Here is a 26,899-nt window from a genome sequence, read left to right on the forward strand (position 1 = left end):
TGGATGGGACTCTCTAAAAATAGAGAGTCCTTTTCTTCATCTTTTTTCCAAAATTGGACATACTAACTAACAATAGCGAGTATGGAGGGGAAACGAGTGAAAAAGGAAATGCTGCTTGTTATGGTTTCATTTTTTCTACTGTCAATTACAGCAATAACTGGAGTATATGCAATTGAGGAAAAAGCGAAGGTCATCACTATTTCAGAGGAAAAAGCAGATATTTCTGGTGATGATATAGATGAGGTTATCCTCTTAAAGGGGATACCTTATCAGGATGATGATTCGTATTTGAAAGAGATATATCTTGAGATTGCGGGCTCAAACGGGAAAGTAATTACCTTTCCATTAGAAAGTGGATCGAAAGCATCACTTCAACTAACAGACTTGAATCATGATGGAATAAAAGATTTATATGCGAGTGTTTTAACGGGGGGAAGCGGTGGCATAGTAAACAATTATTTATATTCATTAAAGAATTTTGTCCACAATAACTTAACGATTCCGGAACCACTTGAAATGGATGCTAAATTCCTTAATGGCTATAAAGCTGAAATAAAGCTGCTTCAAACAGATAAAACTTATTTATTTGATTTAAAGGATCGGAAGAAATATTACAAAAAACTTGGTTTTTATTATAAGGGAAAGCTAAACGAACCAACCGAATTATCGGTAAATCCCTATAGCAGCCTAAAGCCGTTTCAATTAAAAGATGGAAATATGGGATTAAAGGGTATTCAAAGAGTAACCGGTGTCGCAAATGCGGACACTATTGCCTTAGTTGAAACCACATGGACATATGAAAATGACCAATGGAAGCTATTAAATGTAAATGTCAAGCAAGAGAATATACCTAAATAAACACAGAAACTATTTTCTGTGTTTTTTCTTTATCTAAAAATTGACGATGGAAATGGTGAAGAATATACTTAGGATTGTAAATAATTAAGTACCCTAAGTATTATGAAAAAAATAAAACTCGAGGTGATGAACATGGCCGATTTTGAAAGCGGCACGGCCCAGAAGCTTTTACAATCCTTTATGCAATTAAAAAAAACGGGGTGGCATAACAAGAAAATTGCCGGCTTTAATCCGAGTGAATTCAGGGTGCTTGCAACCATTCAACGTTTTGCTAATGACAAAAATAGCGAAATGAAAGTTTCTGAAATTAGTCAGCTTTTGGAGGTTACCCCGCCAACTATTACCCAAATCGTTAACATCCTTGAAAAAGACAGCTTAGTTGAACGGACAGTTGATCCAGATGACAGAAGAGCTGTAAAAATTACACTGACTCCGGCAGGGATGGAAGCAACTAAAAATGCCAGAAAAGCATTTGGTGAAACCTTTTTGGGATTAATTGATTATTTAGGAGAAGAAGAAAGTGTACAACTGGCAGAATTGCTTACCAAAGTTCATGATTATTTTACCCGAGTAAGTAATCAATAGCTTTCGGAAACAAATAGGTAAAGCAATGGAACATGATTGTTCATATTCAGTTCACAAATTTAGTATATGGTATGCTCAGAAACCAATAAAAATGGAGTTGAAGCAACTTGATCAAATTGACCAGATTTTTAAAACCATTTCAAATACCCATTTACTTTGTTCTGGTACTTGTTCTTCTTCAGTCAATGGCTGAACTGTACTTACCAACCTTAATGGCTGATATAGTCGATAAGGGAGTAGTAACAGGTGATACGAATTATATTTGGAAAATCGGCGGCCTTATGCTGCTTGTTGCGGCTGGGGGAATGATTTGCTCCATCATTGCCAGCTTCTATTCGGCAAAGGCAGGAGCCGGTTTTGGTAAGGTACTGCGAAGCGAAATCTTTTCACATGTCGGGAACTTCTCTCTTCATGAGTTTGATAAACTGGGAACAGCATCACTGATTACGAGAACAACAAACGATATTACCCAGATCCAGCAAGTACTCATCATGATGCTCCGGATGATGGTAATGGCACCGATGATGTGTATTGGCGGGATTATTATGGCTTTATCGAAAGATACAAAGTTGACCCTGGTCCTGGCAGTGTCCTTACCTGTTCTGGTCATAACAATCGTGGTGATTGCCAGAAAGGGAATGCCATTATTTAAAGCCATGCAAGTAAAACTCGATAAACTTAATCGGGTATTAAGAGAAAACCTAACAGGCATTCGTGTTATCCGTTCCTTTAACAGGGTGACCCATGAGAAAAAACGGTTTGATGAAGCAAACTGGGATCTTACACAAACAGCGATAAAGGTCAATAAACTCATGGCTGCGATGATGCCGATCATGATGATTGTCCTCAACCTTACCACCGTGGCGATTATTTGGTTTGGCGGGATTAGGATTAGTAATGGTCATATGGAAGTTGGTGACATGATGGCATTTATTCAATATGCGATGCAAATCATGTTCTCATTTGTGATGTTATCTATGATGTTTGTGATGATTCCAAGAGCATCCGTTTCAGCGGTTAGGATAAACGAAGTGTTTGAAACAAATGCTGATATTCAAGATCCTGCCTTACCCGCACCCGTTAAGGTGCAAAAGGGTCAGGTAGAATTTCGAAATGTCACCTTCAGTTACCCCGGTGCAGAAATGCCAGCGATTTCAGACATTTCTTTTAAAATGAACCCGGGGGAAGTAACAGCCATTATTGGCGGAACCGGTTCAGGTAAATCAACGCTGATCAATTTGATTCCGCGCTTTTATGATGTGGATAGTGGAGAAGTACTAGTAGATGGTATTGATGTTCGCGAGATAACCCAGGAAAGCCTCCGGGAAAAAGTGGGCTTTGTGCCGCAGCAAGCGGTTCTTTTTACCGGTACCATTTCAGAAAATATTCGTTATGGTAAAGAAGCAGCTACAGATGAAGAAGTACAACAGGCTGCCGAAACGGCTCAAGCAACAGAGTTTATCTCGGAAATGCCCGATGGATTCCAGTCTGTGATTGCTCAAGGGGGAACAAATGTTTCAGGCGGGCAAAAACAGCGCTTGTCGATTGCCCGAGCCCTTGTAAGAAAACCGGAAATCTATATTTTTGATGATAGTTTTTCAGCACTGGATTTTAAAACAGATGCCAAACTCCGTGCAGCCTTAAAAGCAGAAACGGCTTCTTCAACCATGCTCATCGTTGCTCAGCGAGTTAGCACGATTATGGATGCCGACCAAATTATTGTTTTAGAAAATGGGGAAATCGCCGGAATCGGCAACCATCAAGAGTTAATGGAAACAAGTAAGGTTTACCGTGAAATTGTCATGTCGCAGTTGTCAGAGGAGGAAATCGCATGAGCAAGGATTCCAAGCATCAGGGACCAGGAAGAGGACCAGGGGGCGGTGGATTCGGCCCAATGGGCATGGGCATGGCTCCCCAGAAAGCAAAGAACTTCAAAGGAACGTTAAAACGGCTCATCACCTACTTAAAGCCGTATAAAATACAACTGTTTGCCGTTTTAATTACAGCCATTATCAGTACCGTTTTTTCAATAGTCAGCCCAAAAATTATGGGGAAAGCAACGACCAAGATGTTTGAAGGCTTAATGGCGAAATTACGAGGAGTTCCAGGAGCAAAAATAGATTTTGACTACATTGGTCAAATTATTCTGTTGCTAATAGGACTTTATATTGTAAGTGCGATCTTTGCCTATATTCAACAATATATCATGGCGGGGGTTGCTCAAAAAACAGTTTATCATCTTCGTAAAGAGGTAGAAGAGAAACTCAACAAGCTTCCCTTAAAGTATTTCGACTCACGGACACATGGTGAAATTCTAAGTCGGGCTGTCAATGACGTCGATAATATCAGTACAACCTTACAGCAAAGCTTAACACAACTTATCACTTCGGTCGTTACATTACTCGGGGTTATTGTCATGATGCTTTCGATCAGTCCGTTAATGACATTGATTGTAGTACTGACAATCCCACTAAGTTTTGTGGCGATAATGAAGATTGCTAAAAAGTCACAGACCTACTTTAAAGGGCAGCAAAAATCTCTTGGTGAGCTTAATGGGCATGTAGAAGAGATGTATACAGGACATAAAGTCATCAAAGTGTTTGGACGTGAACAGCAATCCATTGAAAAATTTGAAGAAACCAATAAGGACTTGTACCAATCAGGTTGGAAAGCGCAATTTATGTCTGGCATGATTATGCCATTAATGTCATTTATCAATAATATTGGTTATGTGCTTGTGTCAGTAGTTGGCGGCCTATTGGTAACGAAAAAGGCCATTGAAATAGGGGATATCCAAGCATTTATTCAATATGCACGACAATTTTCTCAACCAATTACTCAAACTGCCAATATTGCGAACATTATCCAGTCAACGATTGCAAGCGCTGAGCGTGTATTTGAAATTTTAGATGAAACAGAAGAGGTGCCTGAAGCGGTCGCACCGAAAGACATTATCGCTCCTAAAGGGGAGGTTTCCTTTGAACATGTTTCATTCAGTTATAAGGAAAATGAACCATTAATTGAGGATATGAATATTGAGGTGAAGCCAGGGCAACGGGTTGCGATCGTCGGACCGACCGGTGCTGGTAAAACCACACTCATCAATTTATTAATGCGTTTCTATGAACTTAATTCTGGAAAAATCCTAATTGACGGTATCGATACTCGTGAATTTAAAAGAGAGAAACTGCGTAGTTTATTCGGAATGGTGCTTCAAGATACATGGCTTTTCAATAGTTCCATTCGTGATAATATTGCATACGGAAGAGAGGGAGCAACAGAAGCAGCAATTGTGGAAGCAGCGCGGGCAGCTAATGCTGATCACTTTATTCGAACGCTCCCCGAAGGCTACGATACAATTTTAAATGAAGAAGCATCAAATATTTCACAAGGTCAAAAGCAATTAATAACAATTGCACGGGCGATCCTGGCTAATCCTTCCATCTTAATTCTGGATGAAGCAACCAGCAGTGTCGATACCAGAACCGAAGTTCAAATTCAAAAAGCAATGGATCATTTAATGAAAGGGCGCACAAGTTTCGTTATTGCCCACCGGCTATCAACGATACGTGACGCTGATCTCATTCTAGTAATGAATCATGGAACAGTAATTGAGAAAGGAACCCATAAGGAATTACTAGAAAAGGGTGACTTTTATGCTGAGTTGTATAATAGCCAATTTACCTTTAATCAGAAAACTGCAGGATAAAAAAAGGCATTTAGAGAGTTTATAAACTTTCTAAATGCCTTTTTATATAACTTTTAAGTATGTTACTCGTATATAATGATAGTATTGGGAATGTTTGTCTTTTGTAATCAATTGTTGGAAGGAGTTGAAGGTGATGAGATTTTACTCTAAAAAGGGAATTATCACAGGCGTTCTATTATGGGGGGCAATTGCCTTTTTAATCGGCTCTTTTTTATTCCTACCTGGCGGACCAGAAGGGAAGGGGGAGGTCATCACTGCGGTCCTGGTATGTGGATTTACTAGTGCATTTATTCTTTGGTGCTGGTTCGGAACCTATTATGAAATAAATGGGAAGCAATTAATGATTGTTGGAGGGCCGTTTCGTTGGAAAATTGACATCATGACGATAATAAGTATCAGAAAAACGCGGAATCCGTTATCGAGTCCAGCATTGTCATTGAACCGTCTAGAAATACGATATGGAAAATGGAATACGATTTTGATTTCACCAAAAAACGTGGACCAATTTTGCGAGAATTTAAGAAAAGTTAATTCAAAAATTGATATAAATCTTTAAATTTCATTCCGTCTCATTATCTTAAGTATACTTAGGAATTGAGACAAATTCATTTTAGTTACCATAATAATATTATGTAAACTGATAAAAAGTATTTTTAGAGCTGTCATTTGTAACAGCCCTATTTTTATTCCAATTGTTCTTTTGGCATATCCATCTTATCAACCGCAATTTTTAGATCGTCATTCTTAATATGGGTGTATATCATCGTCGTTTGTATCGAGGAATGGCCTAACTGGCGCCGTAATTTCGGTACATCATTGATTTCCGCATGGTATCTGGTAGCGAACGAGTGTCTCAATTTATGCACTGATAAGGATGGTTTACCAAATGCAGTTGCATATTTTTCAATCAGATATTCTATGGCTCGGGCTTTTAATCTTTGTGATTTTACTTTCGGACCGGTCGGGCCACCAACAAATAATGCCTTTTCATTTTTATCAACTTTGTATTTGGCCGTTCTTACAGCTAAATATTCCTGCAAATCCGCCATGGCCACCTGGCTAAAATAAACAAATTGTTCTTTATTTCCTTTACGGATTACGCGGACACAATACTTGCTAAAGTCAATATCGCCTAAATCAATTCCCACCAACTCCGAAAGGCGGAGGCCCGATCCTAGGATTAACGATACAATGGCGGTATCACGTTCTCTATTTAATTGATAAAAGTTATATAACCGCTGGTTTTCTTTGTTTACTTCACCATAATCATTGGCAATAAACAGGCGAAATTTCTCGTATTCATCACCGAGCAGAATTTTTCCTTCCATTTTCGTAGCTTTTGTTTCCATACTATCTTTGACTTCATTAAATTCAATTTTCGCCATTACATTCCGATTGATATATGGCTTTAAATCAGGAGTTTCCGCAATATTTTGCAGATAATTAAACAGTGATTTTAACGCAGATAACTTCCGATTCACAGTTAGTTCCTTATTATTTAATTGATAATGTAGATAGTTTAAGAAGTTTTCAACCTCTAAAACCGTCATTGTCTCCAACCGTTCCAATGGAATGTCCTTGATGCTGCCGTTCCATAACTGTTCACTAATCATCCAATTGAAGAAAATTTTATAATCATGGCAGTAATTGAATAATGAAGCCGTGGAAAGTTTTCGTAGTTTATGATTGATGTATTCATCCACATACCAAGGCAATTCCTCAAGTATGGTTTGCAACTTTTTAAAATTAGATTGTTTTTCCTGATTTACCATCATAACACCTCACTTCTATATTATCCCATCAGCTTAATTGCGTCAAATTTATATTTTACGCAATTAAGTTTTTTCCGAAAGTTTACCCCTAAATTCTCTCCCCTTATTAATAAATTTAAAAATTTCATGAAATCCTCCTTTTGTTGTTTATGGTATGATGAATACAGAAAATTTTAGGAGTGAAATCATGAGTGTACATAAAGATTTAATTAACCACGCAGCGAATCAGAATAAAACATACCAGGAATTTCAGGCTCTGGATCAACTACGTGAAAACTACATTGAAGAAGCCATAGGTTTATGTGAACAAGGTCTTCCCTATACTACTGATAAAATTAATGAGGTAACAAATAGGATGAATAAAATAAACCTGCGATTTGTTCCGACAAGGAAAAACGTTACGGTTGAAATGGTTCAAGAATATGTAAAATCACTAACAAAACAACAATAAATGGTGGTGGCGGCGTTGATTTCCTTAACGAAAAGAAGACGGGAGTTTCTTGACCAGATTTGGCAGCAATATCAAACTACCAATCTTCCTGTTCATTATTCTGACGTGGCTGAGGCGATTGGTGTGAGCAAATGGACTGCATATGATGTTTTGAAAACTTTAGAAAGCCAGGGTCTTTTAAAAAGAACCTATGCTGTAAACGAAAATGAAACGGGAAGATCCACTGTGGTCTTCTCTCCTACAAGCATGGCAGATCTCCTATTTCAAAAAGAGAGAAGAGAAATTTCCAATCCAGATGAATGGGAAATAATTCTTAACCGCGTAAGGGTTCTAATGGCACAACAACAAAATCTCCCGTTGATGGACGCAATTAAACATATCTTAGAACTAATGAAAAATGTCGAGGTTAAACTAGAATTCTGTACCTACTTCCTTTGTGTTCTCCTCTTATTCTTGAATAGCCTTGGAAATCCTATTAAGGACTTAACTGTGAATATGGTGAATGCATCTGAAGAATCACACATACAGCTTTCTGTATTTGTAGGGGCTGTTGTCGGTATGATCATCCAGTCTGTCGGTGACGAAATTAGCCCTGAAATGATTATAATAGTCCAACAGTTTTTTAATAACGCTAACCAGCTTCATTCTACAGAAATAGACTTATTAATCTCATTTATTAAGCAAAGTTAATTTTTTCCCCTCCCCCCTTCTCTTCATTCTTTTGTCAGCTCAATTTATGGGTTGGCTTTTTATTTGATTAGCGTAGGATCACCAAAGCATATTTTCATTATCATTTTCATAGGATAACTTATGTTTTCAGAATATTAATTATATTCATAATATTATTCTTGACATTTTTTAAATAGATACGTTAAATAAATAATATACGTATTTAGTTTTTTTCTCCTCTTTTTGGGTCTTTTGGGTATCTTGAAGGCTACATTCAACTTTTCAAAGAAAGGTAGGTTATAGTATGTATAAAGTTTATTGCAGGTCATTTCAAGGAGTGATGAAAGTTGCCTCCTCCTTCATGCCTTGGCGGGAACCGCAACTGCTAGAGGGAGAAAATAGTTTAAAAGAATTACCGCAACTGATTAAACAGAATAAAATTGAAAGTGTGTTAATTGTCACCGACCAAGGAATCGTAGCTGTTGGACTAATGGACGAATTCCTGAATAACCTTCGAACTGAAGGAATCAAATTCGTTATTTACGATAAAACGGTACCTAACCCAACAATCGATAATATTGAGGAAGCATTTCAAATGTATACCTCCAACCATTGCAAGGGGATTGTTGCATTTGGCGGTGGATCGCCAATGGATTGTGCCAAAGGGGTTGGTGCACGTGCAGCAAGACCGAAAAAGAATATTCGCAAAATGAAGGGTGTATTAAAGGTTTTGAAAAAAATGCCTCCCCTATTTGCCATTCCCACCACAGCTGGCACTGGCAGTGAAGCAACTCTTGCTGCCGTAGTTTCCAATAGCGAGACACACGAAAAATATGCCATAATGGATACAGCACTCATTCCGCATTATGCTGTCCTTGATCCCTTACTAATTATTAATCTTCCGAAACATATTACGGCAGCAACTGGAATTGACGCTCTAACGCATGCTGTCGAAGCCTATATCGGCAAAAGTAACACAAAGGAAACCACAAAATACAGTGTAGATGCAGTAAAATTAATCTTTGAAAATCTTTATGAATCCTATACAAATGGGACCAACATACAGGCACGTAAGAATATGCAAAAAGCGGCCTATTGGGCTGGTATGGCATTCACACGTGCATATGTTGGGTATGTCCACGCAATCGCCCATACGTTGGGTGGTTTTTATTCGGTTCCCCATGGGCTAGCAAATGCAATCATCCTCCCTTATGTCCTTGAGTATTACGGTGAATCCGTCCATAAACCTTTAGCCGAGCTGGCTGAAGTCGTTGGGATTGGTAAACACAATGATAGTGTGAGAGAAAAGGCAGGAAACTTTATTGAGGCTATAAAAAAGCTAAACGAAAAGATGGAGATTCCTAAAAAGGTTAGTGGAATTGTCGACAGCGATATTCCGTTAATGGTTGAACGGGCGTTAAAGGAAGCCAATCCCCTCTACCCAGTACCAAGGATTCTCAATAAAGAAGATCTATTCAATCTTTACCAACTGATAAAGGAATAAGTGATTGATTTAGGTAAAAAGGCGGCTGATCAAATGGAAACGTACAATTCCCTCCTTACGAAACAACAATTTTTTTTTCGCACAGAAACAACAAAAGATATCGCTTTCCGACTTGAAGCACTTCAAAAATTAAGAACTGCAATTAAAACGAACGAGAAAGTGTTGATGGAAGCATTAAGAGCGGATTTAAATAAATCAGAATTTGATGCTTATACCTCTGAAATAGGTTTTGTTCTTGAAGAATTACGATTCACCATCAAACATTTACAGTCATGGGTGAAGCCAAAAAAGGTGAAAACACCCGTAACACATATCGGCTCCAACAGTTACATTTATTCAGAACCATACGGGGTTGCACTAATTATTGCCCCTTGGAATTATCCCTTTCAATTGGCAATCGCCCCGTTAATCGGTGCCATTGCTGCGGGAAACTGTGCAGTTATCAAGCCTTCTGAATTGACGCCGAAAACATCTGAAATACTAGAGAAACTTATAGGTGATATATTCCCTGAGGAGTACATTTCAGTAATCCAAGGTGGCGTGGAAACAAGCCAAGCACTGCTTGACGAAAAATTTGATTATATCTTTTTTACCGGTAGCGTCCCAGTTGGAAAGCTCATTATGGAGGCGGCAGCGAAAAATTTGACCCCATTGACATTAGAATTGGGCGGAAAAAGCCCTTGTATTGTTCATAAGGATGCCAATATAAAACTAGCTGCCAAGCGGATTGCCTGGGGGAAATTTACCAATGCCGGGCAAACCTGTATTGCCCCTGATTATTTGTATGTTCATCAGAGTATTAAGGATCAATTTCTCCAGCAATTGAAGGAAGCAACGATTGAATTGTATGGGCAAAAGCCGTTAGATAATATGAATTTTACTAGAATAGTAAGTGAGCGGCACTTTCAGCGACTATGTTCTTTCCTCGATCATGGGAAACTTTATATGGGCGGCGGCGGAAATCAAGAAAGATTAACGATTGAGCCAACGGTCTTAACAAATGTCACTTGGGAAGATCCGATCATGCAAGATGAGATATTTGGGCCGATTCTACCTGTTCTTCAGTACAATGAGCTTTCAGAGGTATTTACCGGTATTCATCGACACCCAAAACCACTGGCTCTCTATATTTTTACGGAAAATCCTACAGTACAGCAAAAGGTCCTTACTAGCGTATCTTTTGGCGGGGGCTGTGTTAATGACACGGTGTATCATTTTGTCTCCCCTTATCTGCCGTTTGGCGGTGTGGGAAACAGTGGGATTGGCGCCTATCACGGCAAAGGGAATTTCAATACTTTTTCCCATCAAAAAAGCGTTTTAAAACAAACAACCTTATTTGACATTCCGTTTCGTTATCCAAATGTAAAAAACGGGCTCAAGAAAATTAAGCTTTTCATGAAGTAAAAAAGAAAAGCGGAAGCGCCCTGGTCAGCGGCGTATGGCCTGGAGAGCTCCAACTGAGATAAAGGAAACACGGAGAGCGGAGCGCATCCGTGCTTGACTTATCGTAGGGCGGAGAGCGAAGGCCACTAGCCGCAAGGGCGCTGGAGCTGGACAATTCTCAAAGTCGAAATTTATATTTTCTTTTCTTTTTATAAAAGGTTAACCAAAAATTTGGTTAGCCTTTTCAAATGAAAGTTATAGTTTATCTAAAATATTCCCATTCTCTGGTTCGTCATTAAAGGTCAGAACCTCTTCAACTGGCTGATAGGATTCACCATAGAAATGTTGATCCTTATAGGTGTGTATCATATCGTACGTTTTTTTCATCGCTGCAAATATCATTTCTTCCGATTCATGATGCGGTGCCCAATAAAGGATTTCCATTTTATTAATCTCATTTGTGGCAAGCGACCTTCTTTCATACCCGATTGAATTCGCATGCTCGAAGCCTTCACGTTTATAGTAACGTAGCCTTTTCTCTGTGTCGCTGTCTTCATAGTTAACGGGTTCAACTTCAAGGATAATAGGTTTTCCTTTGCTTTTCAACTTTTCCATCAGGTTATGGCCAAGCCCCTGGCCACGGGCATTTTTCGAAACGAAAAGATAATCGATGAAGACAAAATGATCGAGCTCCACATACATTAACACATGGTTGGGTCCCTCATCTTTATGATAGATTTCAGAACGCTCTTTTAGTAATGTTTCCATGTGTTCTTTTGATTTCATCTCTTCAACCGGAAAATATTGATTCAGCTTCTCATACCAATGCATCGACATACTCCTTTAGTTCATGATAAAAATATAATGGAAGTATGTGTAAATATTCGTATTTAATACTGAATTCACCTTTTTAAAATTGTCTTCATGACGGAGAAGACTCCGGCGAAGGATTTAAAGATTTAGAGAATCCTCGCAAATTCCTTTTAAAGTCCTGTTAATTTAGGTAAGATTTACTAAAAGAATGGTTGAATGGCGAAGGAGTAAAATCGGATGGAAGTGACAACTTTAACAACATTGTTTGTAACGATTGTTCTCATCGGTAATATTGTGCTTGCGGGTGTGGTTGTGTTTATCGAACGAAGAGACATAGGATCCACTTGGGCATGGCTTATGGTTCTTTTCTTTATTCCTATTGTGGGATTTTTAGTTTATTTGTTCCTTGGAAGACAATTAAAACAAAAAAACTTTTACCAATTATCATCTGAAGAAAGAAGCTATCTTAAATCAACTGTTGACGAACAAACACATCAACTGCAAAACAGCAGTTTTTACCAACGGAATTTGCTAACAAAACATTTTGATTTACTACTGATGAACTTGAAGTCATCTAATGCATTGCTTACGATGTACAATGAAATTGAGATTTTTAGTGACGGGCATGACAAGTTCCAATCTCTATTTGAAGAAATAAAAAAAGCACAAGAGGAAATTCATCTTCAATACTATATCATCCAAGGCGATTCCCTGGGGAAAAGACTGCGGGATGAGCTCACAAAAAAGGCTAAGGAAGGTGTAAAAGTTAGGGTTCTTTACGATGATATTGGATCTAAAAGCATTTCTCCCGGCTTTTTTAAGGAGCTTATCCAGTATGGCGGTGAAGTGGAGGTCTTTTTCCCGTCGTTTTTAAAATTGATCAATTTCAGAATAAATAACCGCAATCATCGCAAGCTTTGCATCATTGACCGAAAAATAGCCTATATTGGCGGGTTTAATATCGGTAATGAATACTTGGGATTGGATAAAAAATTTGGCTATTGGCGCGACACACATCTAAAGGTTCGCGGTGAGTCAGTTAATCAACTACAAGGAAGATTCCTATTAGACTGGAATTATGCCGCAAAGAACAAGTTGAATCTTGTGCCCTATTCTGTTCCCGTCGAAAAGCCTGAAGGTGACACGCCTGTTCAGATTATTGCCAGCGGGCCAAACTCAGAAACGGAACATATCAAAAACGCTTATATAAAACTGATTACGTCTGCCAAAAAAACGGTATACATCCAAACACCATATTTTGTTCCTGATGCTAGTTTTATGGATGCTTGTAAAATCGCCTTGCTCTCAGGTGTAGATGTCAGTATTATGATACCAAGTAAAGGTGATTCCCCTATCGTCTATTGGGCTACCATGTCGTACGCAGGAGAACTGATCGATTACGGGGCAAAAATTTATCTGTATGAAAAAGGCTTCATCCATGCGAAAACAATAGTAGTGGATCAGGAAGTGGCCTCTGTTGGGACTGCTAATATCGACACTCGAAGTTTTAGGTTAAATTTTGAAGTGAATGCCGTTTTGTACGATGAAAAAGCAGCTACACAACTTCACAGCCTATTCTTACAGGATTGCAAGGATAGCTCTGAATATTCGATTGCAAGATATAAAGATCGATCGATCCTAAATAAATTTAAAGAGGCCATAACACGCCTCTTATCACCCATACTTTAAAAAAATCGGCCCTTCCATTGGAAGGGCCGATACTTTTAGAATTGAAATTCCCATTCATCCCGCAGCAATAAATATAGAACAAGAAGTGTATCTTCCCATTCACTTTCCAATTTCCCTTGTACTTCCATCCCTATCTTTGGAAACAGGATTTCAGCCATTTGCTGTGTGAGCTGATTTCTTTCAGCTAATGGAATTTGATGGAATCGGCTTGCATAGGTGCTAAGCAGTTTCCATTCCTTCATCCCCAACGATTTTAACGTCCATTCATCGAGTGTCAAATCATTCATGGAGAGACCGCGATTTTCGATTTCTTTTTCAATGGTCGAGAGTCTCTTCTTCCGCTTTGGCTTTCGTTCATGGACGACAATCGTTCCGGCGACGAGATCCCCAAGTCTCTTATGTTTCGAATGAAAAAATATCATAACAATCCCAAGGAAGTAAGCTGTTGGCAAAGAATCAATAATACGGATGAGATTCCGAATGAAACTTGATAACAAGGTGATACTATGCCCATTTTCCTGTAATACCCGAATTCCGACTAGCTTTTTCCCAAGCGTTCTTCCACCTGAAAAAAATTCAAAGACAAAAAAGTAGCCCCCATTCACAATAAACAGAATAATAAGAGCTATTGCCAACGGGATTGAATTATCCACGAGAAAAAACGGCATCGATGACATCCCGTCCATCACAAAATAAAGGACAACGATTGTTAAAATATTTATTATCATTAACAGTACCTGATCGATGATAAAAGCAGCTGCCCTGCTTCCTAATCCGGCAAGCTGAAACTGAATCGACACGTATTCAGGTGTTTTAATATCCAAATGGTCTTCATTCACAATGATTCCCCCAACACACGGTTGATTTCTTCTATAGTTGTTTCTATTTTTCTACTAATTTTCTATAATAAGGATAAGAATATACATAGATCCCAAAAAGCAGGTGAAAAAATGAATGTAAAACAATTCATAAAAATGCATCGTGATGACTGGAAACAGCTTGAACAATTGATGGTCACGATGAGTAAAGGCAAAAAGGCAATTACCGGTGAAACGATAACAAATTATCACAGAATCTATCAAAAAGCAGCCCAGAATCTTTCGTACAGTCAAACCTACTTTCCAAATGACGATGTAACACAGTACTTAAATGGACTTGTTTCCAAGTCACATAACTTGTTGTACAAGGATCAAATTTCGAGTTTTAAACAAATTCGCCATTTTTTCAGCACCCAATTTATTGGGTTATTACTAGAACAATGGAAATTTGTCGTGGCAGCGTTTATTTTATTTTTTATTGGTGCCATCGGTAGTTTTATCGCTGTTTTGAATGACCCGCTGCATATTTATGCCATTCTACCAGCTGAAATTGCGCAAGGTGTGAACCCCGACCAGCTAGGAACGGGTGATGCAGTCAACTCTTCACTGATGTCGGCCAGCATTATGACTAACAATATCAAGGTAGCCATCTTCGCCTTTGCTGGTGGGATCACCTTTGGGCTTGTGACGGTATATTTACTCATCAATAACGGGATCATCATTGGCGCACTCGCTGCCCTTTTTTGGCATCACGAGAAATCCTATGATTTTTGGGCCTATATCGTTCCCCATGGAATGATTGAGCTCACAGCCATTTTTATTGCCGGAGGCGCCGGACTGTTAATGGGCTATAAGCTCTTTGTTCCCGGACAGTACACAAGAGGCTACCAATTAAAACATCACGCCAAAAGATCTGTGCAGCTCCTGCTTGGAACCATTCCACTATTTGTTATCGCCGGAGTCATAGAAGGCTTTATCACACCGGCGAAGATTTCGTTAGAAGCAAAATATATTGTCGCACTCCTAACGGTGATAGGTTTTATTCTCTATATCATTATTGGCAAGTTAAAACGTAACAGTGCCACACCTACAGGAGATTTTGATTCATAATATCGATATAATGGGAAACGGCGGCAATTGCCAGTCTTTCCTCACGGGCCTCAATCATTTGCAGGCCCTGTTTTTCCCATTTTTTCTTCTCCCGTTTCTTAATCAAAAGCTGCTGCTGGGCAATGCTTTTCACCATCGCTGCATGCACTGTATTTGGCATCTCATTGATTCTCTTACTGATTGTCTGATCCTCGATGCCAATCATGAAAAATAAATGCTTCTTCCGAAGCCGCTGCAATAACATGAATGCACTTTCCTCATGAAGAAACGTTCTAATATCACTAAATAAAAGCAAGAGACTCCGTTTCTTTTGCACCAATTCTAAGTATTGAAGTACCGAGGCGTAATTGGACTCTGCAGCATCCACTCTCACATCATAAATTGCTTGAAGGATTGTCTGCAAATGTGCCAATCCCTTGGCCGGCGGGACAAATACCTTAATTTTTTTGGAAAAGGCAAGAACAGAAACATAATCTCCTTTTTGAAGGGCTGCTGCCGCAACTGTAAGTGCCGCTTCTAACGACTTCTCTAAGCGGTTCCCCTTTTTCAATTCAGCCCCCATCATTCTGCCGCAATCAAGTAATATCGTAATATATTTCCCATGTTCCGGTTCGTATTCATTAGTCATGACCTCTTGTTGCTTTGCTGTTTGCCGCCAGTTAATTTTACGGGGATCGTCGCCAACCACATAACTACGAATCTTGGAAAAATCACCAACACCACTTCGATGCCTGCGAATTTTCAATCCTTCATATGTTAAAAATTGCTGGGCATTCTTCAAATACCGTTTGGTCTCAGTTAAATCTGGAATAACTTTGACTGTTTCCTTCATTTCCGCTGTGGTTTGTTTCTCCCATAACCCCAGAAAACTCGTATAACGAAAATAAAGCTTGTCGAATTCGAACTTACCTCTTTCCTTAGCCACCGTATCATACGAATGCTCCATTACCGTTTCTTTTGGGATCGTTCCAATCAGAGGAAACGGTCTAGCAAATGATCTTGGTATTCCATCGAAGATTCGATATGTAAAGGATTGGGCGGAAGAATTCCGAACCACAATCTTCACTGGATAGGTAATACCCCGTTCTAACTCATCACCCATAGTTCGTTGAAAGGAAAGCTGGCCTTTTTTCGGCGAGAAGAGTAAGTCTAGTAAGCTTACTATCAATACTACAATATTACTCAAAATCACATATCCCCATGATATTCCCCAACCTGTTCCAATCAATAATGCAACGGTGAGAATGAGAAAGAGCAGGATGAGCCGCTTTGTCGGCAATATTCCGCTATCTTGGAACAGGAACCGAGCCCACAAGCTCTTCAATGATTTGGTCACCGGTTGCTCCCTCCAATTCTACATGTGGGGATAACTGAATTCGATGTCGTAATGCGGGCCTTGCAACCATTTTGATATCATCTGGTGTCACATAATCTCTGCCTGCCAAGTAGGCCCAAGATTGTGCTGCCTTTCCAATTGAGATCCCTGCCCTTGTACTGGCACCATAGCGAATGGCTTCAGTACCTCGCGTTTTTCTGACAATCTGCATCGTATAATCTAAGACACTATCACTAACCTTCACTTGCGCTATTTCATTTCTAATCCTTAAAAAAGTATCCATGTCTATGATTGAAGATAGTTGCTTTTCGTCAAAGCTGTCTTCCATTACTTGCTTTAGGACCATTTTCTCTTCCTCAAAGGTTGGAAAATCGATTCTCAACTTGAACAAGAACCGATCCTGCTGTGCTTCCGGCAGTGGGTAGGTGCCTTCAAATTCAATTGGGTTTTGGGTGGCAACAACAAAGAAGATCTTAGGCAAGGGATAGGTTTCTCCTTGGATTGTGACTTGCTTTTCCTCCATTGCTTCCAACAATGCGGCCTGCGTCTTTGCCGGTGTCCGGTTAATTTCATCTGCAAGCAGGATATTCGTAAAAATTGGACCCTTCAATGTTTGAAAACGGCCCTCCTTCATATTGTAGATCATACTGCCTGTGATATCACTTGGCAGTAAATCGGGTGTAAATTGAATCCGGTTAAAACTACCGCCTAAGAGACTTGCCAGCGTCCGTACCATTTGCGTTTTCCCGGTGCCCGGTACACCTTCTAAAAGTACATGTCCCCCTGCTAAAATGGCAGATAACAACAGTCTTAGATTTAGACTCTGACCAAGTATCCGCTCTTCATATTTCTCTAAAAAGGATATTATTTCTGTTTTCATGCTTCAACCTCTTTTCGTAATTGCTCCAGTTTTCGTGACCATAATAGATATTCCTGTTTACTGATTTTTTCTTTTTCAAGGACAGTGATTAGTCCATTTAGGTATGTCTTAATCTCACCAGCAGGCATTCGCGTCCATTTTTTCTCAAAATTACTCGACATTTCTTTCCATTCTTGGCTGTAGGGAATGTGCCAGCGTTCTTGGAGCAAGAGTTTGACATATTCTGCTTGAATCTGTAAGGAATCATGGTATCGCTTGCCACGCATGTACCATGCCGCAATTGCTTGAATTCCTTCATCACTAAAACGAACAGATTCTTCCCTTAAGGCGAAAATGGGACCAAACCTCTTCCCCTTCAACCATAGCCATAAAAGCACCAAGATGGTCCCCTGCAAAACAAGCAGTAAGAACCACATCGGGTAGACCGTCAGTATGGAGGAAGCATTTTCCCCGCCGTGAATATATTCATCAAACAAGATGGACTCGGGCTCTCCCTCATTTAAAAGATAAAGAAGAAGGGGTAAATGATCCTTTTTTAATAGGTCTCCATTAGTCATCCATTCAGGCGCAATCGCAACAATCAAATAGCCTTTACCATAAGGCCGTTTAAGTGCAATCGTTTCTTGTTGATTATTCAATAGAACCTCATCATTCTTGGTCTTTTGCAGCCTAAGCTGTGAACGAACCTCTGAACGATAATGTTTATCTGCCTGGTCATAGATATCTGGGGAGGCCGTTTGTTCTGTATATTCCGTGTCTACATCAAACATCCCTTTTGGGTTGGTTTGAAGTAAGAGAACAGTATTACCTGCTTTCATAAACTTAACGTATTCCTCCATTACTTCCGTGTTTGGATTAAATGAAGGTTCCACCATAATCAACAATTTATTTTGTTTACTTTTTGGAAGCAATTTAGGTGAATGATTCCACGTCTTGACACTCATTTCCTTATTTAAATATGTATAAAATGCCTTTACACCTGTGGGTGAGGGGGAGTCAGATACATACCCTGGGTAAACTTTAGGCTTTGGTGAAAAGGAAAAATAACTAATGGCTAAAAAGAGGATGAGCAGGACAATTAGCCACATCCATGTCTTACCTTTTGCTGTTGATTTCATCGACTATTCTCTTCCCCCTTTCACCAAGCCAGATCATTGCTTGCTGTTTAAATTGAACGTATTCCTCTTTACTCACCGTTCGTTCCCCGTACGTCACTTCATCAAAGAAGTGGGCAATACGGTAAAATTGCTGTGCATGTTGTTGATCTACTTTTCGGAGCTCTTCGAAGTAATCCCAATTGGTTTTCCAAATTCTTGCCTCAAGCCATCCTTGGTCATGCAGATAAAGGAGCAAGGCTAAAAACAAATGACGGGTTGAAAGTGAAAAATCTGCAGAAGACTCATATTTTCCAGCCTCATCAAGATGCCGCCCATATGTCCAATTGATTTCCTTCAACAATTGAAGCGGCTTTTGTTTACGGAGCTTTCCATTCCTTCTTGTATTTCGAATAAAGATAAAGACAAATAAGCCGAAAAAAATAAGAACAATCAAAATGATTGCGATTAAGATTGGCCCGGAAGCGCTGCTACCCGAATGAAGGGCCGGGAACAATCTTCCCAGTTGTTCAGCCAGCCATTGCTTAGCATGTTCCCACCATGTTTGGATAAACCCCTTATGTTCATTGTAGACGGTATATTCTTTCGTATTTAATATATTTTCAAGGTCATCTCGTGCCTTTTTTACATCTACCATAATCATCACCTAACACAAATAGGTTTTTTTAAATAGTCTTGTAATCTTCAATTAATTCTCTTAAATCATCCGCATCATGTCTTGTTTTCAAATCTAAATACATTACCCCATAGCCTACTGAGAAAATCATCGTCGTAAACAGTGAGGCCATATTAGTAATCATTGTTAATAAAACGCTATTACCTAATAGGGCCCCAAATGTCATTTGGACAACAGCACCGATGATAGAAACGATAATATAAAAGACAATATATAGTCCCATCAATACCCAAGTTCTATTTTTCGAAAGCCTCCAGCTTCTGAAAAATCCAGGTGAGGTCTTGTCGAGAACAACCGAACCAAAATAAAAACTCCAGCGCGTTAAAAACAGACCAATCCCGATTGCACCTACAAAAAATAATAAGATTCCTAACAATACTAAAACAATCGTGTTGTCCGATGACGCTACCATGCCGAAAGTAAACGCTACAAGTAAAATTGGGATAATAATGATGGCAAACAAGATTATACCAAACAAAATACTGCTTCCAAGCATGGGGAAATATCGAGAAAAAGCTTGTTTGATAACCGAACTCACAGTAAATTCATCATTATTCCGAATACGATACAGGGCAAACAGGATGGCCGCCTCAGCAACGGGGAATAATAGGACACTAAATAATCCGACTACTATTAAGCCTATATCCACACCCAAACTACTCGAGTCAAATGCACCTGTTTCCTCAAAACCTGAGAGGATTTGTTCATACCATGTATCACCAGCTCCCATCTGTCTAAAAAAGTTGGTTCCTGAAGCTAATTGGATGATGGCCTGAAGCAAATAGACCGGACCCATAAAAATGATTAAAATCATAAAAAATTCTTTAAAATGATTTTTTGTCAAACTGAATGTATGATCCAGTATTTCACCAAACCCCTTGGGTCTTTTAAACTTTTCGTTCAATTTGTGTTTCCCCCTTGTGTAAAAAATGGTTATTATTACCGTTTATTTTATCATTATTCCGATTTTTGTGGGGGGAAAGTTGAAAAATATAACAGAAATAGAGCCTAACTCCCATGTTTTTAATAATAGTTGGGAGTTAGGCTTTTTGAGAAATTCTTATATTTTTGAAAACTCTTCCACAAGCTCTCCAAATCGTCTGAGGGAATTTTCAATCGGGTCTGGGCTTGTTAAATCAACACCGGTCTTTTTTAACAATTCAAGCGGATAATCCGAGCTCCCGCTTTTTAAAAACTCCAAATAGGAATGCAATGTACTCTTATCGCCTTCAAGGATCTTGGTTGCCAAATGAATGGCAGAAGCATAACCTGTCGCATACTTATACACATAAAATGGGCGGTAGAAGTGAGGAATTCTTGACCAGCCATATTTCACTTCTTCATCGAAGACGATATCATCGCCATTGTAATCCCTGAATAGTCTTTCATAGGTTTGATTAAATATTTCTACATTTAACGGCTGTCCCTTTTCAGCCAATTCATGTGTTTTCATCTCAAACTCAGCAAACATCACTTGGGTGAAAAACGTCCCTTTAAATTGATCGATGAAATGGTTCAGTAAATGGCTGCGAACGTCAGCGTCCTTTTCAATTTTTAATAAATAGTTAATCAACAGCACTTCATTGACGGTGGAAGCGACCTCTGCCACAAAGATACTGTACCGGGCTGTAATTTGCGGCTGATGCTCTGAACTCAACCGGCTGTGAACACCATGTCCACATTCATGGACAAGTGTGAATAAACTATCCAAATCGTCTTGATGATTGAGAAGAATAAACGGGTGAACACCGTACACTCCTAGATTGTAGGCACCTGATCGCTTACCAGGAGTTTCCCTTACATCAATATACCTAGCGTCCTTAAACTCTTTAAGAATACTAACATATTCCTCCCCTAAAGGTGCTAGTGCTTTACACATCGTGTCATAGGCTTCCTCGTAAGAAATCACTTGTTTAACACCGCTTACGAGTGGAACACTCATATCATATTGACGAAGTTCATCTACTTTAAGCTTTTCTTTTCGGATCCGAGTATATTGGTGTAATGGCGCAATATTGTTTCTTGTTGTTTGAATAAGATTTTCATAAACTTCTTTTGGTACTTTATCCCCGAATAAGGCCTTTTCCAGTGCGGATGGGTAGTGTCGAACCTTTGCTAATGTCACATTATTTTTAATCGCAGCTGATAGTGTCGATGCGATTGAATTTTTTAAATGAATATATGGCTGATAGTACGCTTTATATGCCTCCCGGCGTTTCTCACGATTTTCATCCTCTATTAACTTTGCGTACATCCCCCGGGTTAGTTCGACGGGTTCACCGTCTTCACCGGTAACCTCGCCAAACTTTATGTCAGCATTATTGATCATCCCGTAAGTATTGCTGGGAGCAGACAGGGCCTCGCCTAGGTGCGAAAGAAGCTCTTCCTGTTCCTTACTTAGCACGTGTTTCTTGTAACGGAACGATTCCCATAAATCCTCTGCGAAGTATGCTAATTTTTCTTCAGCCATGATAAAACCTTGCAATGTATCTTTATCAAGGCTTAATAAATAGGGCATGAAAAAGGAAGTCGCCGCACTTACCTTCACGCTAAGCTGTTTGGCCCGGTCTTGCAAAGCTTGTGCAGCCGTTTCCCTGGTGTTTTCATCTACCTGCAACATGGCATAGGCGTACAGTTTATTAACATGGAAGGATAACTCTTCTCCTTGTTTCAGATATAAATATAAAGAATGACCATCGTGAATTTCACCATCAAACTTTTTTAATTCCTTCGCCAATTGCTCAATTAACTGATAATCTTCCTCCCATTTACTAACATCTGCATAGATATCCGTTAAATCCCATTTTTCTTGGACAGGTACTTCGTTTCTATTTGTATAGGTGGGCATGTATATTCTCCTCCGGATTCATAAATAAATTTTGCAATCAAAACTATATTCCATGTGTATCATTATTTTCCCTTTTTTATGTATTCAAGATACAACAAAAGACAGGTCAAATCTGACCTGCCTTTGTTACATGGTTACTTCTTTTTCAAGTGCCATTAATCTTTCATTTACTTCTTCTTCACTCAAACCATGCTGAGCAACGTAGCGGTTGCGCGGGTGAACTCTGCACTCATGTGAACAGCTGCGTAAATGTTTATGTTCATTTTCCTCAGAGCAAAGAATCTTTTTATTACATTCTGGATTGGCACAGTTCACATAACGTTCACACGGCTCACCTGTGTAATAATCTTTTCCTACCACTATATGCTCTTTTTGATTCACTGGGACACTAATCCGCTCATCAAACACATACAGTTGCCCATCCCATAATTCACCCTGAACTTCAGGATCTTTTCCGTAGGTGACAATGCCGCCCTCAAGCTGTGATACATCTTCAAAGCCTTCTTTCAATAGCCAGCCGGAAAATTTTTCACAGCGAATTCCACCCGTACAATACGTGAGAATCTTTTTACCCTCAAATGCCTGCTTGTTTTCACGGATCCATTCCGGAAGATCGCGGAAATTCAAAATATCCGGTCTAACAGCACCTTTAAAATGACCGAGGTCAAATTCATAATCATTACGGGCATCAATCACGACGGTATCATCTTTTTGCATCTCTTCGAAAAATTCCTTTGGTTTCAAATGTTTACCGGTTACCACATTCGGATCCACATCATCTTCCAATCGTAATGTAACAAGCTCAGGTCTATAACGCACCTTCATTTTCTTAAAGGCATGCTCAGTAGCTTCATCTATTTTAAAAATAGTTCCTGCAAATAATGGGTGTTCCTCCATGTATTTCATATAGGCATCAGTTTGTTCAATGGTGCCTGACACCGTTCCATTAATTCCTTCTGCGGCGATGATAATCCGTCCTTTTAAACCTAAATCATGACAAAATTGACGATGCTCATTCGCACATTCTTCAGGATTCTCAATTGGTACATATTTATAATACAATAACACTCTAAATTCTTGATTCATATTTACCACCTTACTCTATATAAAAATATCCATATTTTAAACATTAACTTATTTACTATATCAAAAATTAATAGCGGTTTTCAAATTTATTTACTTCCAATCATCATGTAGGTGGATATTACCAGCCAAATTCCTGCCATTTTTCTGGTACAATTTGAATGGTTAAATAAACTAAAGGAGGACCACATCCTATGAAAAAGCGAACATCCCTCCTTGCCCTGACAATTGCGATTACCTTCGTGGGAGGAATCATCACGGGTGTAGCACTTTTTACCAATAAAACATCTGATAAAACAATTACTATAGGAAAATCACCTAAATCAGCCATTAGGCCCGGAACAAAACAACTACCAAAAGTGGAAAAAGCTTCATCAAAAGTGGTGATTGGATATGTCCAGGATTTCCGCGACCCGAATGTCGTGGATTATTCCAAATTAACACATGTTATTTTCTCTTTCGCCCATCCTACAAAAGATGGAGGTATCCTGTTAAATAGTGATGCCGCCTTAAAAAACCTAAGAACTGTGGTAGCAGATGCAAAAAAGGCAGACACTAAAGTCATGCTGGCTGTTGGCGGCTGGTTTCACATCAATGGCGGCGAATCCTATGAGTATTTCAAAACGGCGATTTCAAATCCCGAATCTAGGACAAAGCTAGTTAATGAACTTACTAGTATCGCAGATCGAGAGCATCTTGACGGGATCGATATCGATTTTGAACATCCCCATTCACAAGCCGATGCCGAAAATCTTGCAGCCTTCGCAAAAGAATTAAGTGGACAGCTACATCCAAAAAATAAAGAATTATCGATAGCCGTTTATTCAAAAATCCATGCCGTTACCTTAACGGAAATTGGCTTTGTCGTGTATGAGCCATCAATGTTCCAAGATGTTGACCACGTCAATATTATGGCCTATGACGGGCAATGGGATGATGGCTATCACGCTGCTAATCTTTCACCCTATCCATTTACTGAGAAAATCGTAAATTATTGGGCAGATTTGTTTGACAAAAATAATCTGGCAAAAGAAAAATTAGTATTAGGTGTTCCGTTTTATGCCCAGCCGAAAGATCCTAAAGTGAAACAGGTTTCATACGGAGCTATCGTTAACATGGACTCGGCAAATGCCGCAAAGGACACGGTCAGCATGAACGGCACTACCTATTATTATAATGGCGATGCCACAATAAAAAAGAAAACAAATCTTGCACTAGAGCACGGCTTCGGCGGTATGATGATTTGGGAACTTGGACTTGATTCCCAAGGATCACACAGCTTAACGGGAGCTATTTTTACTACAATAAAGAATTCAAATTATGAGACACAAAAATATTATACAGTGAAGAAGAATTAGTGAATAAAAGCTGTACTCCTTTAGTATCTGGAGTACAGCTTTTTTGATTGATTATTGAACCCCATTCCAGCAGTTGATACAAGGTTCGACACAATTCTGTAATAAATTTTGGTATTTTTCAAAAAATTTTCCATGTTTTTTGAAGGAGTTTGTCGGAATAGAGCGAATGAATTAGAGAGATTTAAATAAAAGGAGGAATTTTGCTTGAAGAAAGTATTAACCGTTTTATGTGGAGTTTTGGTTGCCTTATCTTTATTTGTCACAACTGGGAATACGGTTAAGGCGGCAGAACCAGATGATGATTGCACATGTCATGATCTTTTACCACTTCAAGGGGCAGAAAGAAATAAAATCGTCGCTAAGTTTTTAAGTAGTAAAGAGTTTAAAACTCAAAAAGCGGAGCTTCTTTCAACTGGTTATACATGGAATGGCGCGCATACTATCGAGGTAGTACTCCCAGCAGAGGGTGTTACAATGATTGGCGTACCATTTTTCAGTGCAAACGGAGTTCCAACAATCTATGTGTTTATTAATGGTGTTTTCGTTGGAATTGCTCCTGCCGAATAAAAAACAAAATTCCCAACCAATATGCGGCTGGGAATTTTATTTATATTTATGATACTAAACATTTAAGATTATAAAAATTGCTGATTCGATCCCCCAAACTGCCAAACACTATGACTTAGGTTTCCATAGCGGAAGCTGCGATGTAGTAAAGTTGCTTTTCGCTCGCCATCGGACGCGCCCATTGCATAGAAAAGCGGAATAAAGTGTTCCTTTCCATATGGCGGGACTGCATATTCCGCATTCGGGGCTAGTGTATCATACTTGAATAATGACTCTAAGTCCCAATTCTGCAGATGATGTGCTAGCCAATCATCGAATTCCAATGCCCATTGGTCGATTTCGTTATCAGCCCATTTCACGGCTCTTAGGTTATGAACGGTACCGCCACTACCAATAATTAACATATTATTTGCTCTTAAGGCTGATAAGGACTTCCCGATTTTATACTGTTCTTCGGGTTTAAGCAAAGGATTGACAGACATCGAAATGACTGGAATATCCGCGTTTGGATAAAGTAACCGAAGCACGACCCATGCACCATGATCCAGACCGCGTTCAGTTTCAACTTCAAATGGTATTCCATTTGCCTTAAACAGATCCTGTATTTCTTGTGAAATTTGCTGATTTCCTTGTGCCGGATATTTAATCTGATAAAGCGCTTGATCGAAACCACCGAAATCATAAATCGTGCTGTAGGCATCGACATCACTTACTTTTTGCTGAGAGGATTCCCAATGGGCAGAAAACAAGACAATTGCCTTTGGACGTGGCAGGGTTTGCCCTAGAGACTTCAAAAATTGTGTATATTCATTATTTTCAATGGCTAATAACGGTGCTCCATGAGCAACAAACAATGATGGCATCATTTAAATGTACCCCCTAATTTAGATGAGATTCTGTGAATTTTTTTCCTCCAGTTAACGTTCATTAGTTTTCCAATTGCTTAAATAGCCAATTTATAAAATCTTGGTGATTCTTTAAAGAAACCGTATGTCCTTCTTGATAGGTATTAAATGTAACTTCTGCCCCCAACCCACGAAAATACTCATGATTAGCTACACCCCATTCAAACGGAAGTACCTGATCCATTTCCCCATGAGAGATGAATAGGGATAAATCTTCAACAGGTTTAATGGTGTACTCTTCTTTAACAAAAGCTGGGATGTATCCACTTAGTGCAACAATACCCTTAATCCGATCTCCTAACGTCAATCCTAAGGTCATTGAAAGGATGGCCCCTTGACTGAAGCCAAGTAAAAATAATCGACTTGCATCCACTGGATATTTCTCCAATGCATAGTCGATAAAACTCGTTAGCCTGCTAATTCCCTCATCGAACACTTCCCGATGCGGTTTCCCATACCCTTGAATCGTAAAATAGGCATAACCAGGTGGCTGCGGAAGGTGGCCACGAATACTAAAAATAAAAAACTTATCTTCTAAACCTTTTACCATTTGCAACATATTCTGTTCATTACTGCCAATCCCATGCATTAAGAAAAGCGCGGGATACCTTTTTTCGGGATCAAGTTGTTCAGGCCTGCGAAGTTCATAAATCATCGGTGCATTCACTTTCATCATCCTTTCTTGAAACAAAAATTGTTAGTTATTCCTTATATCATATTATTTTTTGTATTTTTATAGATACAAAAGATTCATATTAGGAAACACATAA

The 26,899-nt window shown here is 39.1% G+C and carries 25 protein-coding genes; 13 read left to right on the forward strand and 12 right to left on the reverse strand.

From position 1 onward, the window contains the following. The first annotated feature begins 96 nt into the window (after nt 1-96). The 5 genes from RCG19_RS22280 to RCG19_RS22300 all read left to right on the forward strand — a co-directional run bounded on the left by RCG19_RS22280 (nt 97) and on the right by RCG19_RS22300 (nt 5,708). A complete protein-coding gene (locus RCG19_RS22280; protein WP_308108971.1) occupies nt 97-858 on the forward strand; it encodes a hypothetical protein in 762 nt (253 codons plus the stop codon). A gap of 132 nt (nt 859-990) precedes the next feature. Then, nucleotides 991-1,443: a MarR family winged helix-turn-helix transcriptional regulator gene (locus tag RCG19_RS22285; protein ID WP_166241327.1), complete on the forward strand. Its 453-nt coding sequence runs from the start codon at nt 991-993 to the stop codon at nt 1,441-1,443. Nucleotides 1,444-1,550: 107 nt separating this feature from the next. After that, nucleotides 1,551-3,278, forward strand: a complete 1,728-nt coding sequence (locus RCG19_RS22290) for an ABC transporter ATP-binding protein (RefSeq protein ID WP_308108972.1) — start codon at nt 1,551-1,553, stop codon at nt 3,276-3,278. Beyond that, the gene (locus RCG19_RS22295; RefSeq protein WP_308108973.1) at nt 3,275-5,152 is read left to right on the forward strand and encodes an ABC transporter ATP-binding protein; all 1,878 of its coding nucleotides are present in this window, start codon (nt 3,275-3,277) and stop codon (nt 5,150-5,152) included. Before RCG19_RS22290 ends, RCG19_RS22295 begins: the two co-directional genes overlap by 4 nt. A 133-nt stretch (nt 5,153-5,285) precedes the next feature. Next, nucleotides 5,286-5,708, forward strand: a complete 423-nt coding sequence (locus RCG19_RS22300; RefSeq protein ID WP_308108974.1) for a PH domain-containing protein — start codon at nt 5,286-5,288, stop codon at nt 5,706-5,708. Between the two features lie 127 nt (nt 5,709-5,835). On the opposite strand, the gene xerS is transcribed toward RCG19_RS22300, so the two are convergent. Next, nucleotides 5,836-6,924: a tyrosine recombinase XerS gene (gene xerS / locus RCG19_RS22305; protein WP_308111054.1), complete on the reverse strand. Its 1,089-nt coding sequence runs from the start codon at nt 6,922-6,924 to the stop codon at nt 5,836-5,838. A gap of 187 nt (nt 6,925-7,111) precedes the next feature. On the opposite strand from xerS, the gene RCG19_RS22310 reads away from it, so the two are divergent. The 4 genes from RCG19_RS22310 to RCG19_RS22325 all read left to right on the forward strand — a co-directional run bounded on the left by RCG19_RS22310 (nt 7,112) and on the right by RCG19_RS22325 (nt 10,952). Next, nucleotides 7,112-7,375 (forward strand): DUF2533 family protein, encoded by a 264-nt coding sequence (locus RCG19_RS22310; protein WP_308108975.1) that lies wholly within the window; start codon nt 7,112-7,114, stop codon nt 7,373-7,375. A gap of 6 nt (nt 7,376-7,381) precedes the next feature. Further along, nucleotides 7,382-8,065 (forward strand): LexA family transcriptional regulator, encoded by a 684-nt coding sequence (locus tag RCG19_RS22315; protein ID WP_308111055.1) that lies wholly within the window; start codon nt 7,382-7,384, stop codon nt 8,063-8,065. Nucleotides 8,066-8,348: 283 nt separating this feature from the next. Next, nucleotides 8,349-9,548 carry an iron-containing alcohol dehydrogenase gene (locus RCG19_RS22320; RefSeq protein ID WP_308108976.1) on the forward strand — a complete coding sequence of 400 codons (1,200 nt, stop codon included), beginning with the start codon at nt 8,349-8,351 and terminating at the stop codon, nt 9,546-9,548. 33 nt (nt 9,549-9,581) lie between these two features. Further along, nucleotides 9,582-10,952 (forward strand): aldehyde dehydrogenase, encoded by a 1,371-nt coding sequence (locus tag RCG19_RS22325; RefSeq protein ID WP_308108977.1) that lies wholly within the window; start codon nt 9,582-9,584, stop codon nt 10,950-10,952. A gap of 234 nt (nt 10,953-11,186) precedes the next feature. Here RCG19_RS22325 and RCG19_RS22330 read toward each other — a convergent pair whose 3' ends face one another. Further along, the gene (locus tag RCG19_RS22330) at nt 11,187-11,762 is read right to left on the reverse strand and encodes a GNAT family N-acetyltransferase (RefSeq protein WP_308108978.1); all 576 of its coding nucleotides are present in this window, start codon (nt 11,760-11,762) and stop codon (nt 11,187-11,189) included. A gap of 219 nt (nt 11,763-11,981) precedes the next feature. Between RCG19_RS22330 and cls the strand changes: the two genes are divergently transcribed. Beyond that, the gene (gene cls, locus RCG19_RS22335; protein WP_308108979.1) at nt 11,982-13,433 is read left to right on the forward strand and encodes a cardiolipin synthase; all 1,452 of its coding nucleotides are present in this window, start codon (nt 11,982-11,984) and stop codon (nt 13,431-13,433) included. Between the two features lie 35 nt (nt 13,434-13,468). Here cls and RCG19_RS22340 read toward each other — a convergent pair whose 3' ends face one another. Beyond that, entirely contained in the window at nt 13,469-14,272 is an 804-nt protein-coding gene (locus RCG19_RS22340; RefSeq protein ID WP_308108980.1) for an RDD family protein, read from the reverse strand. 111 nt (nt 14,273-14,383) lie between these two features. Between RCG19_RS22340 and RCG19_RS22345 the strand changes: the two genes are divergently transcribed. Continuing rightward, nucleotides 14,384-15,361, forward strand: a complete 978-nt coding sequence (locus tag RCG19_RS22345) for a stage II sporulation protein M (protein WP_308108981.1) — start codon at nt 14,384-14,386, stop codon at nt 15,359-15,361. On the opposite strand, the gene RCG19_RS22350 is transcribed toward RCG19_RS22345, so the two are convergent. The 7 genes from RCG19_RS22350 to RCG19_RS22380 all read right to left on the reverse strand — a co-directional run bounded on the left by RCG19_RS22350 (nt 15,339) and on the right by RCG19_RS22380 (nt 23,302). Next, entirely contained in the window at nt 15,339-16,697 is a 1,359-nt protein-coding gene (locus RCG19_RS22350; protein ID WP_308108982.1) for a DUF58 domain-containing protein, read from the reverse strand. The two genes, RCG19_RS22345 and RCG19_RS22350, sit on opposite strands and share 23 nt — an antisense overlap. Further along, on the reverse strand, nt 16,648-17,577 hold the full coding sequence (locus RCG19_RS22355; protein WP_308108983.1) for an AAA family ATPase: 930 nt from the start codon (nt 17,575-17,577) through the stop codon (nt 16,648-16,650). The genes RCG19_RS22350 and RCG19_RS22355 overlap by 50 nt, the downstream gene beginning before the upstream one ends. Next, nucleotides 17,574-18,695 carry a DUF4350 domain-containing protein gene (locus RCG19_RS22360; protein ID WP_308108984.1) on the reverse strand — a complete coding sequence of 374 codons (1,122 nt, stop codon included), beginning with the start codon at nt 18,693-18,695 and terminating at the stop codon, nt 17,574-17,576. The genes RCG19_RS22355 and RCG19_RS22360 overlap by 4 nt, the downstream gene beginning before the upstream one ends. After that, complete coding sequence (locus RCG19_RS22365) at nt 18,673-19,329, reverse strand: DUF4129 domain-containing protein (RefSeq protein WP_308108985.1); 657 nt, start codon at nt 19,327-19,329, stop codon at nt 18,673-18,675. Before RCG19_RS22365 ends, RCG19_RS22360 begins: the two co-directional genes overlap by 23 nt. A gap of 28 nt (nt 19,330-19,357) precedes the next feature. Next, entirely contained in the window at nt 19,358-20,272 is a 915-nt protein-coding gene (locus RCG19_RS22370) for a hypothetical protein (RefSeq protein WP_308108986.1), read from the reverse strand. A gap of 156 nt (nt 20,273-20,428) precedes the next feature. Then, nucleotides 20,429-22,216: an oligoendopeptidase F gene (gene pepF, locus RCG19_RS22375; protein WP_308108987.1), complete on the reverse strand. Its 1,788-nt coding sequence runs from the start codon at nt 22,214-22,216 to the stop codon at nt 20,429-20,431. A 126-nt stretch (nt 22,217-22,342) separates the two neighbouring features. After that, nucleotides 22,343-23,302, reverse strand: coding sequence for an oxygen-dependent tRNA uridine(34) hydroxylase TrhO (locus RCG19_RS22380; protein WP_166241362.1), 960 nt, complete (start codon nt 23,300-23,302; stop codon nt 22,343-22,345). A 191-nt stretch (nt 23,303-23,493) separates the two neighbouring features. Between RCG19_RS22380 and RCG19_RS22385 the strand changes: the two genes are divergently transcribed. Beyond that, on the forward strand, nt 23,494-24,657 hold the full coding sequence (locus RCG19_RS22385; protein WP_308108988.1) for a glycoside hydrolase family 18 protein: 1,164 nt from the start codon (nt 23,494-23,496) through the stop codon (nt 24,655-24,657). A gap of 204 nt (nt 24,658-24,861) precedes the next feature. Then, nucleotides 24,862-25,224 carry a hypothetical protein gene (locus RCG19_RS22390; RefSeq protein ID WP_308108989.1) on the forward strand — a complete coding sequence of 121 codons (363 nt, stop codon included), beginning with the start codon at nt 24,862-24,864 and terminating at the stop codon, nt 25,222-25,224. Nucleotides 25,225-25,292: 68 nt separating this feature from the next. Here RCG19_RS22390 and RCG19_RS22395 read toward each other — a convergent pair whose 3' ends face one another. Together RCG19_RS22395 and RCG19_RS22400 are read right to left on the reverse strand one after the other, a co-directional pair. Beyond that, nucleotides 25,293-26,090, reverse strand: a complete 798-nt coding sequence (locus tag RCG19_RS22395) for a dioxygenase family protein (protein ID WP_308108990.1) — start codon at nt 26,088-26,090, stop codon at nt 25,293-25,295. 61 nt (nt 26,091-26,151) lie between these two features. Then, nucleotides 26,152-26,802 (reverse strand): alpha/beta hydrolase, encoded by a 651-nt coding sequence (locus tag RCG19_RS22400; protein ID WP_308111056.1) that lies wholly within the window; start codon nt 26,800-26,802, stop codon nt 26,152-26,154. Nucleotides 26,803-26,899: the final 97 nt, after the last annotated feature.

This window comes from Neobacillus sp. OS1-2 (assembly GCF_030915505.1).
In the GTDB taxonomy this organism is placed as follows: domain Bacteria; phylum Bacillota; class Bacilli; order Bacillales; family Cytobacillaceae; genus Neobacillus.

What these genes read in the sequence shown, in the direction of transcription:
- RCG19_RS22285 (WP_166241327.1), top strand. Translation starts at nt 991, where the DNA reads ATGGCCGATTTTGAAAGCGGCACGGCCCAGAAGCTTTTACAATCCTTT.
- RCG19_RS22295 (WP_308108973.1), top strand. Translation starts at nt 3,275, where the DNA reads ATGAGCAAGGATTCCAAGCATCAGGGACCAGGAAGAGGACCAGGGGGC.
- RCG19_RS22300 (WP_308108974.1), top strand. Translation starts at nt 5,286, where the DNA reads ATGAGATTTTACTCTAAAAAGGGAATTATCACAGGCGTTCTATTATGG.
- xerS (WP_308111054.1), bottom strand. Translation starts at nt 6,924, where the DNA reads ATGGTAAATCAGGAAAAACAATCTAATTTTAAAAAGTTGCAAACCATA.
- RCG19_RS22310 (WP_308108975.1), top strand. Translation starts at nt 7,112, where the DNA reads ATGAGTGTACATAAAGATTTAATTAACCACGCAGCGAATCAGAATAAA.
- RCG19_RS22320 (WP_308108976.1), top strand. Translation starts at nt 8,349, where the DNA reads ATGTATAAAGTTTATTGCAGGTCATTTCAAGGAGTGATGAAAGTTGCC.
- RCG19_RS22325 (WP_308108977.1), top strand. Translation starts at nt 9,582, where the DNA reads ATGGAAACGTACAATTCCCTCCTTACGAAACAACAATTTTTTTTTCGC.
- RCG19_RS22330 (WP_308108978.1), bottom strand. Translation starts at nt 11,762, where the DNA reads ATGCATTGGTATGAGAAGCTGAATCAATATTTTCCGGTTGAAGAGATG.
- cls (WP_308108979.1), top strand. Translation starts at nt 11,982, where the DNA reads ATGGAAGTGACAACTTTAACAACATTGTTTGTAACGATTGTTCTCATC.
- RCG19_RS22345 (WP_308108981.1), top strand. Translation starts at nt 14,384, where the DNA reads ATGAATGTAAAACAATTCATAAAAATGCATCGTGATGACTGGAAACAG.
- RCG19_RS22355 (WP_308108983.1), bottom strand. Translation starts at nt 17,577, where the DNA reads ATGAAAACAGAAATAATATCCTTTTTAGAGAAATATGAAGAGCGGATA.
- RCG19_RS22360 (WP_308108984.1), bottom strand. Translation starts at nt 18,695, where the DNA reads ATGAAATCAACAGCAAAAGGTAAGACATGGATGTGGCTAATTGTCCTG.
- RCG19_RS22365 (WP_308108985.1), bottom strand. Translation starts at nt 19,329, where the DNA reads ATGGTAGATGTAAAAAAGGCACGAGATGACCTTGAAAATATATTAAAT.
- pepF (WP_308108987.1), bottom strand. Translation starts at nt 22,216, where the DNA reads ATGCCCACCTATACAAATAGAAACGAAGTACCTGTCCAAGAAAAATGG.
- RCG19_RS22380 (WP_166241362.1), bottom strand. Translation starts at nt 23,302, where the DNA reads ATGAATCAAGAATTTAGAGTGTTATTGTATTATAAATATGTACCAATT.
- RCG19_RS22385 (WP_308108988.1), top strand. Translation starts at nt 23,494, where the DNA reads ATGAAAAAGCGAACATCCCTCCTTGCCCTGACAATTGCGATTACCTTC.
- RCG19_RS22395 (WP_308108990.1), bottom strand. Translation starts at nt 26,090, where the DNA reads ATGATGCCATCATTGTTTGTTGCTCATGGAGCACCGTTATTAGCCATT.
- RCG19_RS22400 (WP_308111056.1), bottom strand. Translation starts at nt 26,802, where the DNA reads ATGAAAGTGAATGCACCGATGATTTATGAACTTCGCAGGCCTGAACAA.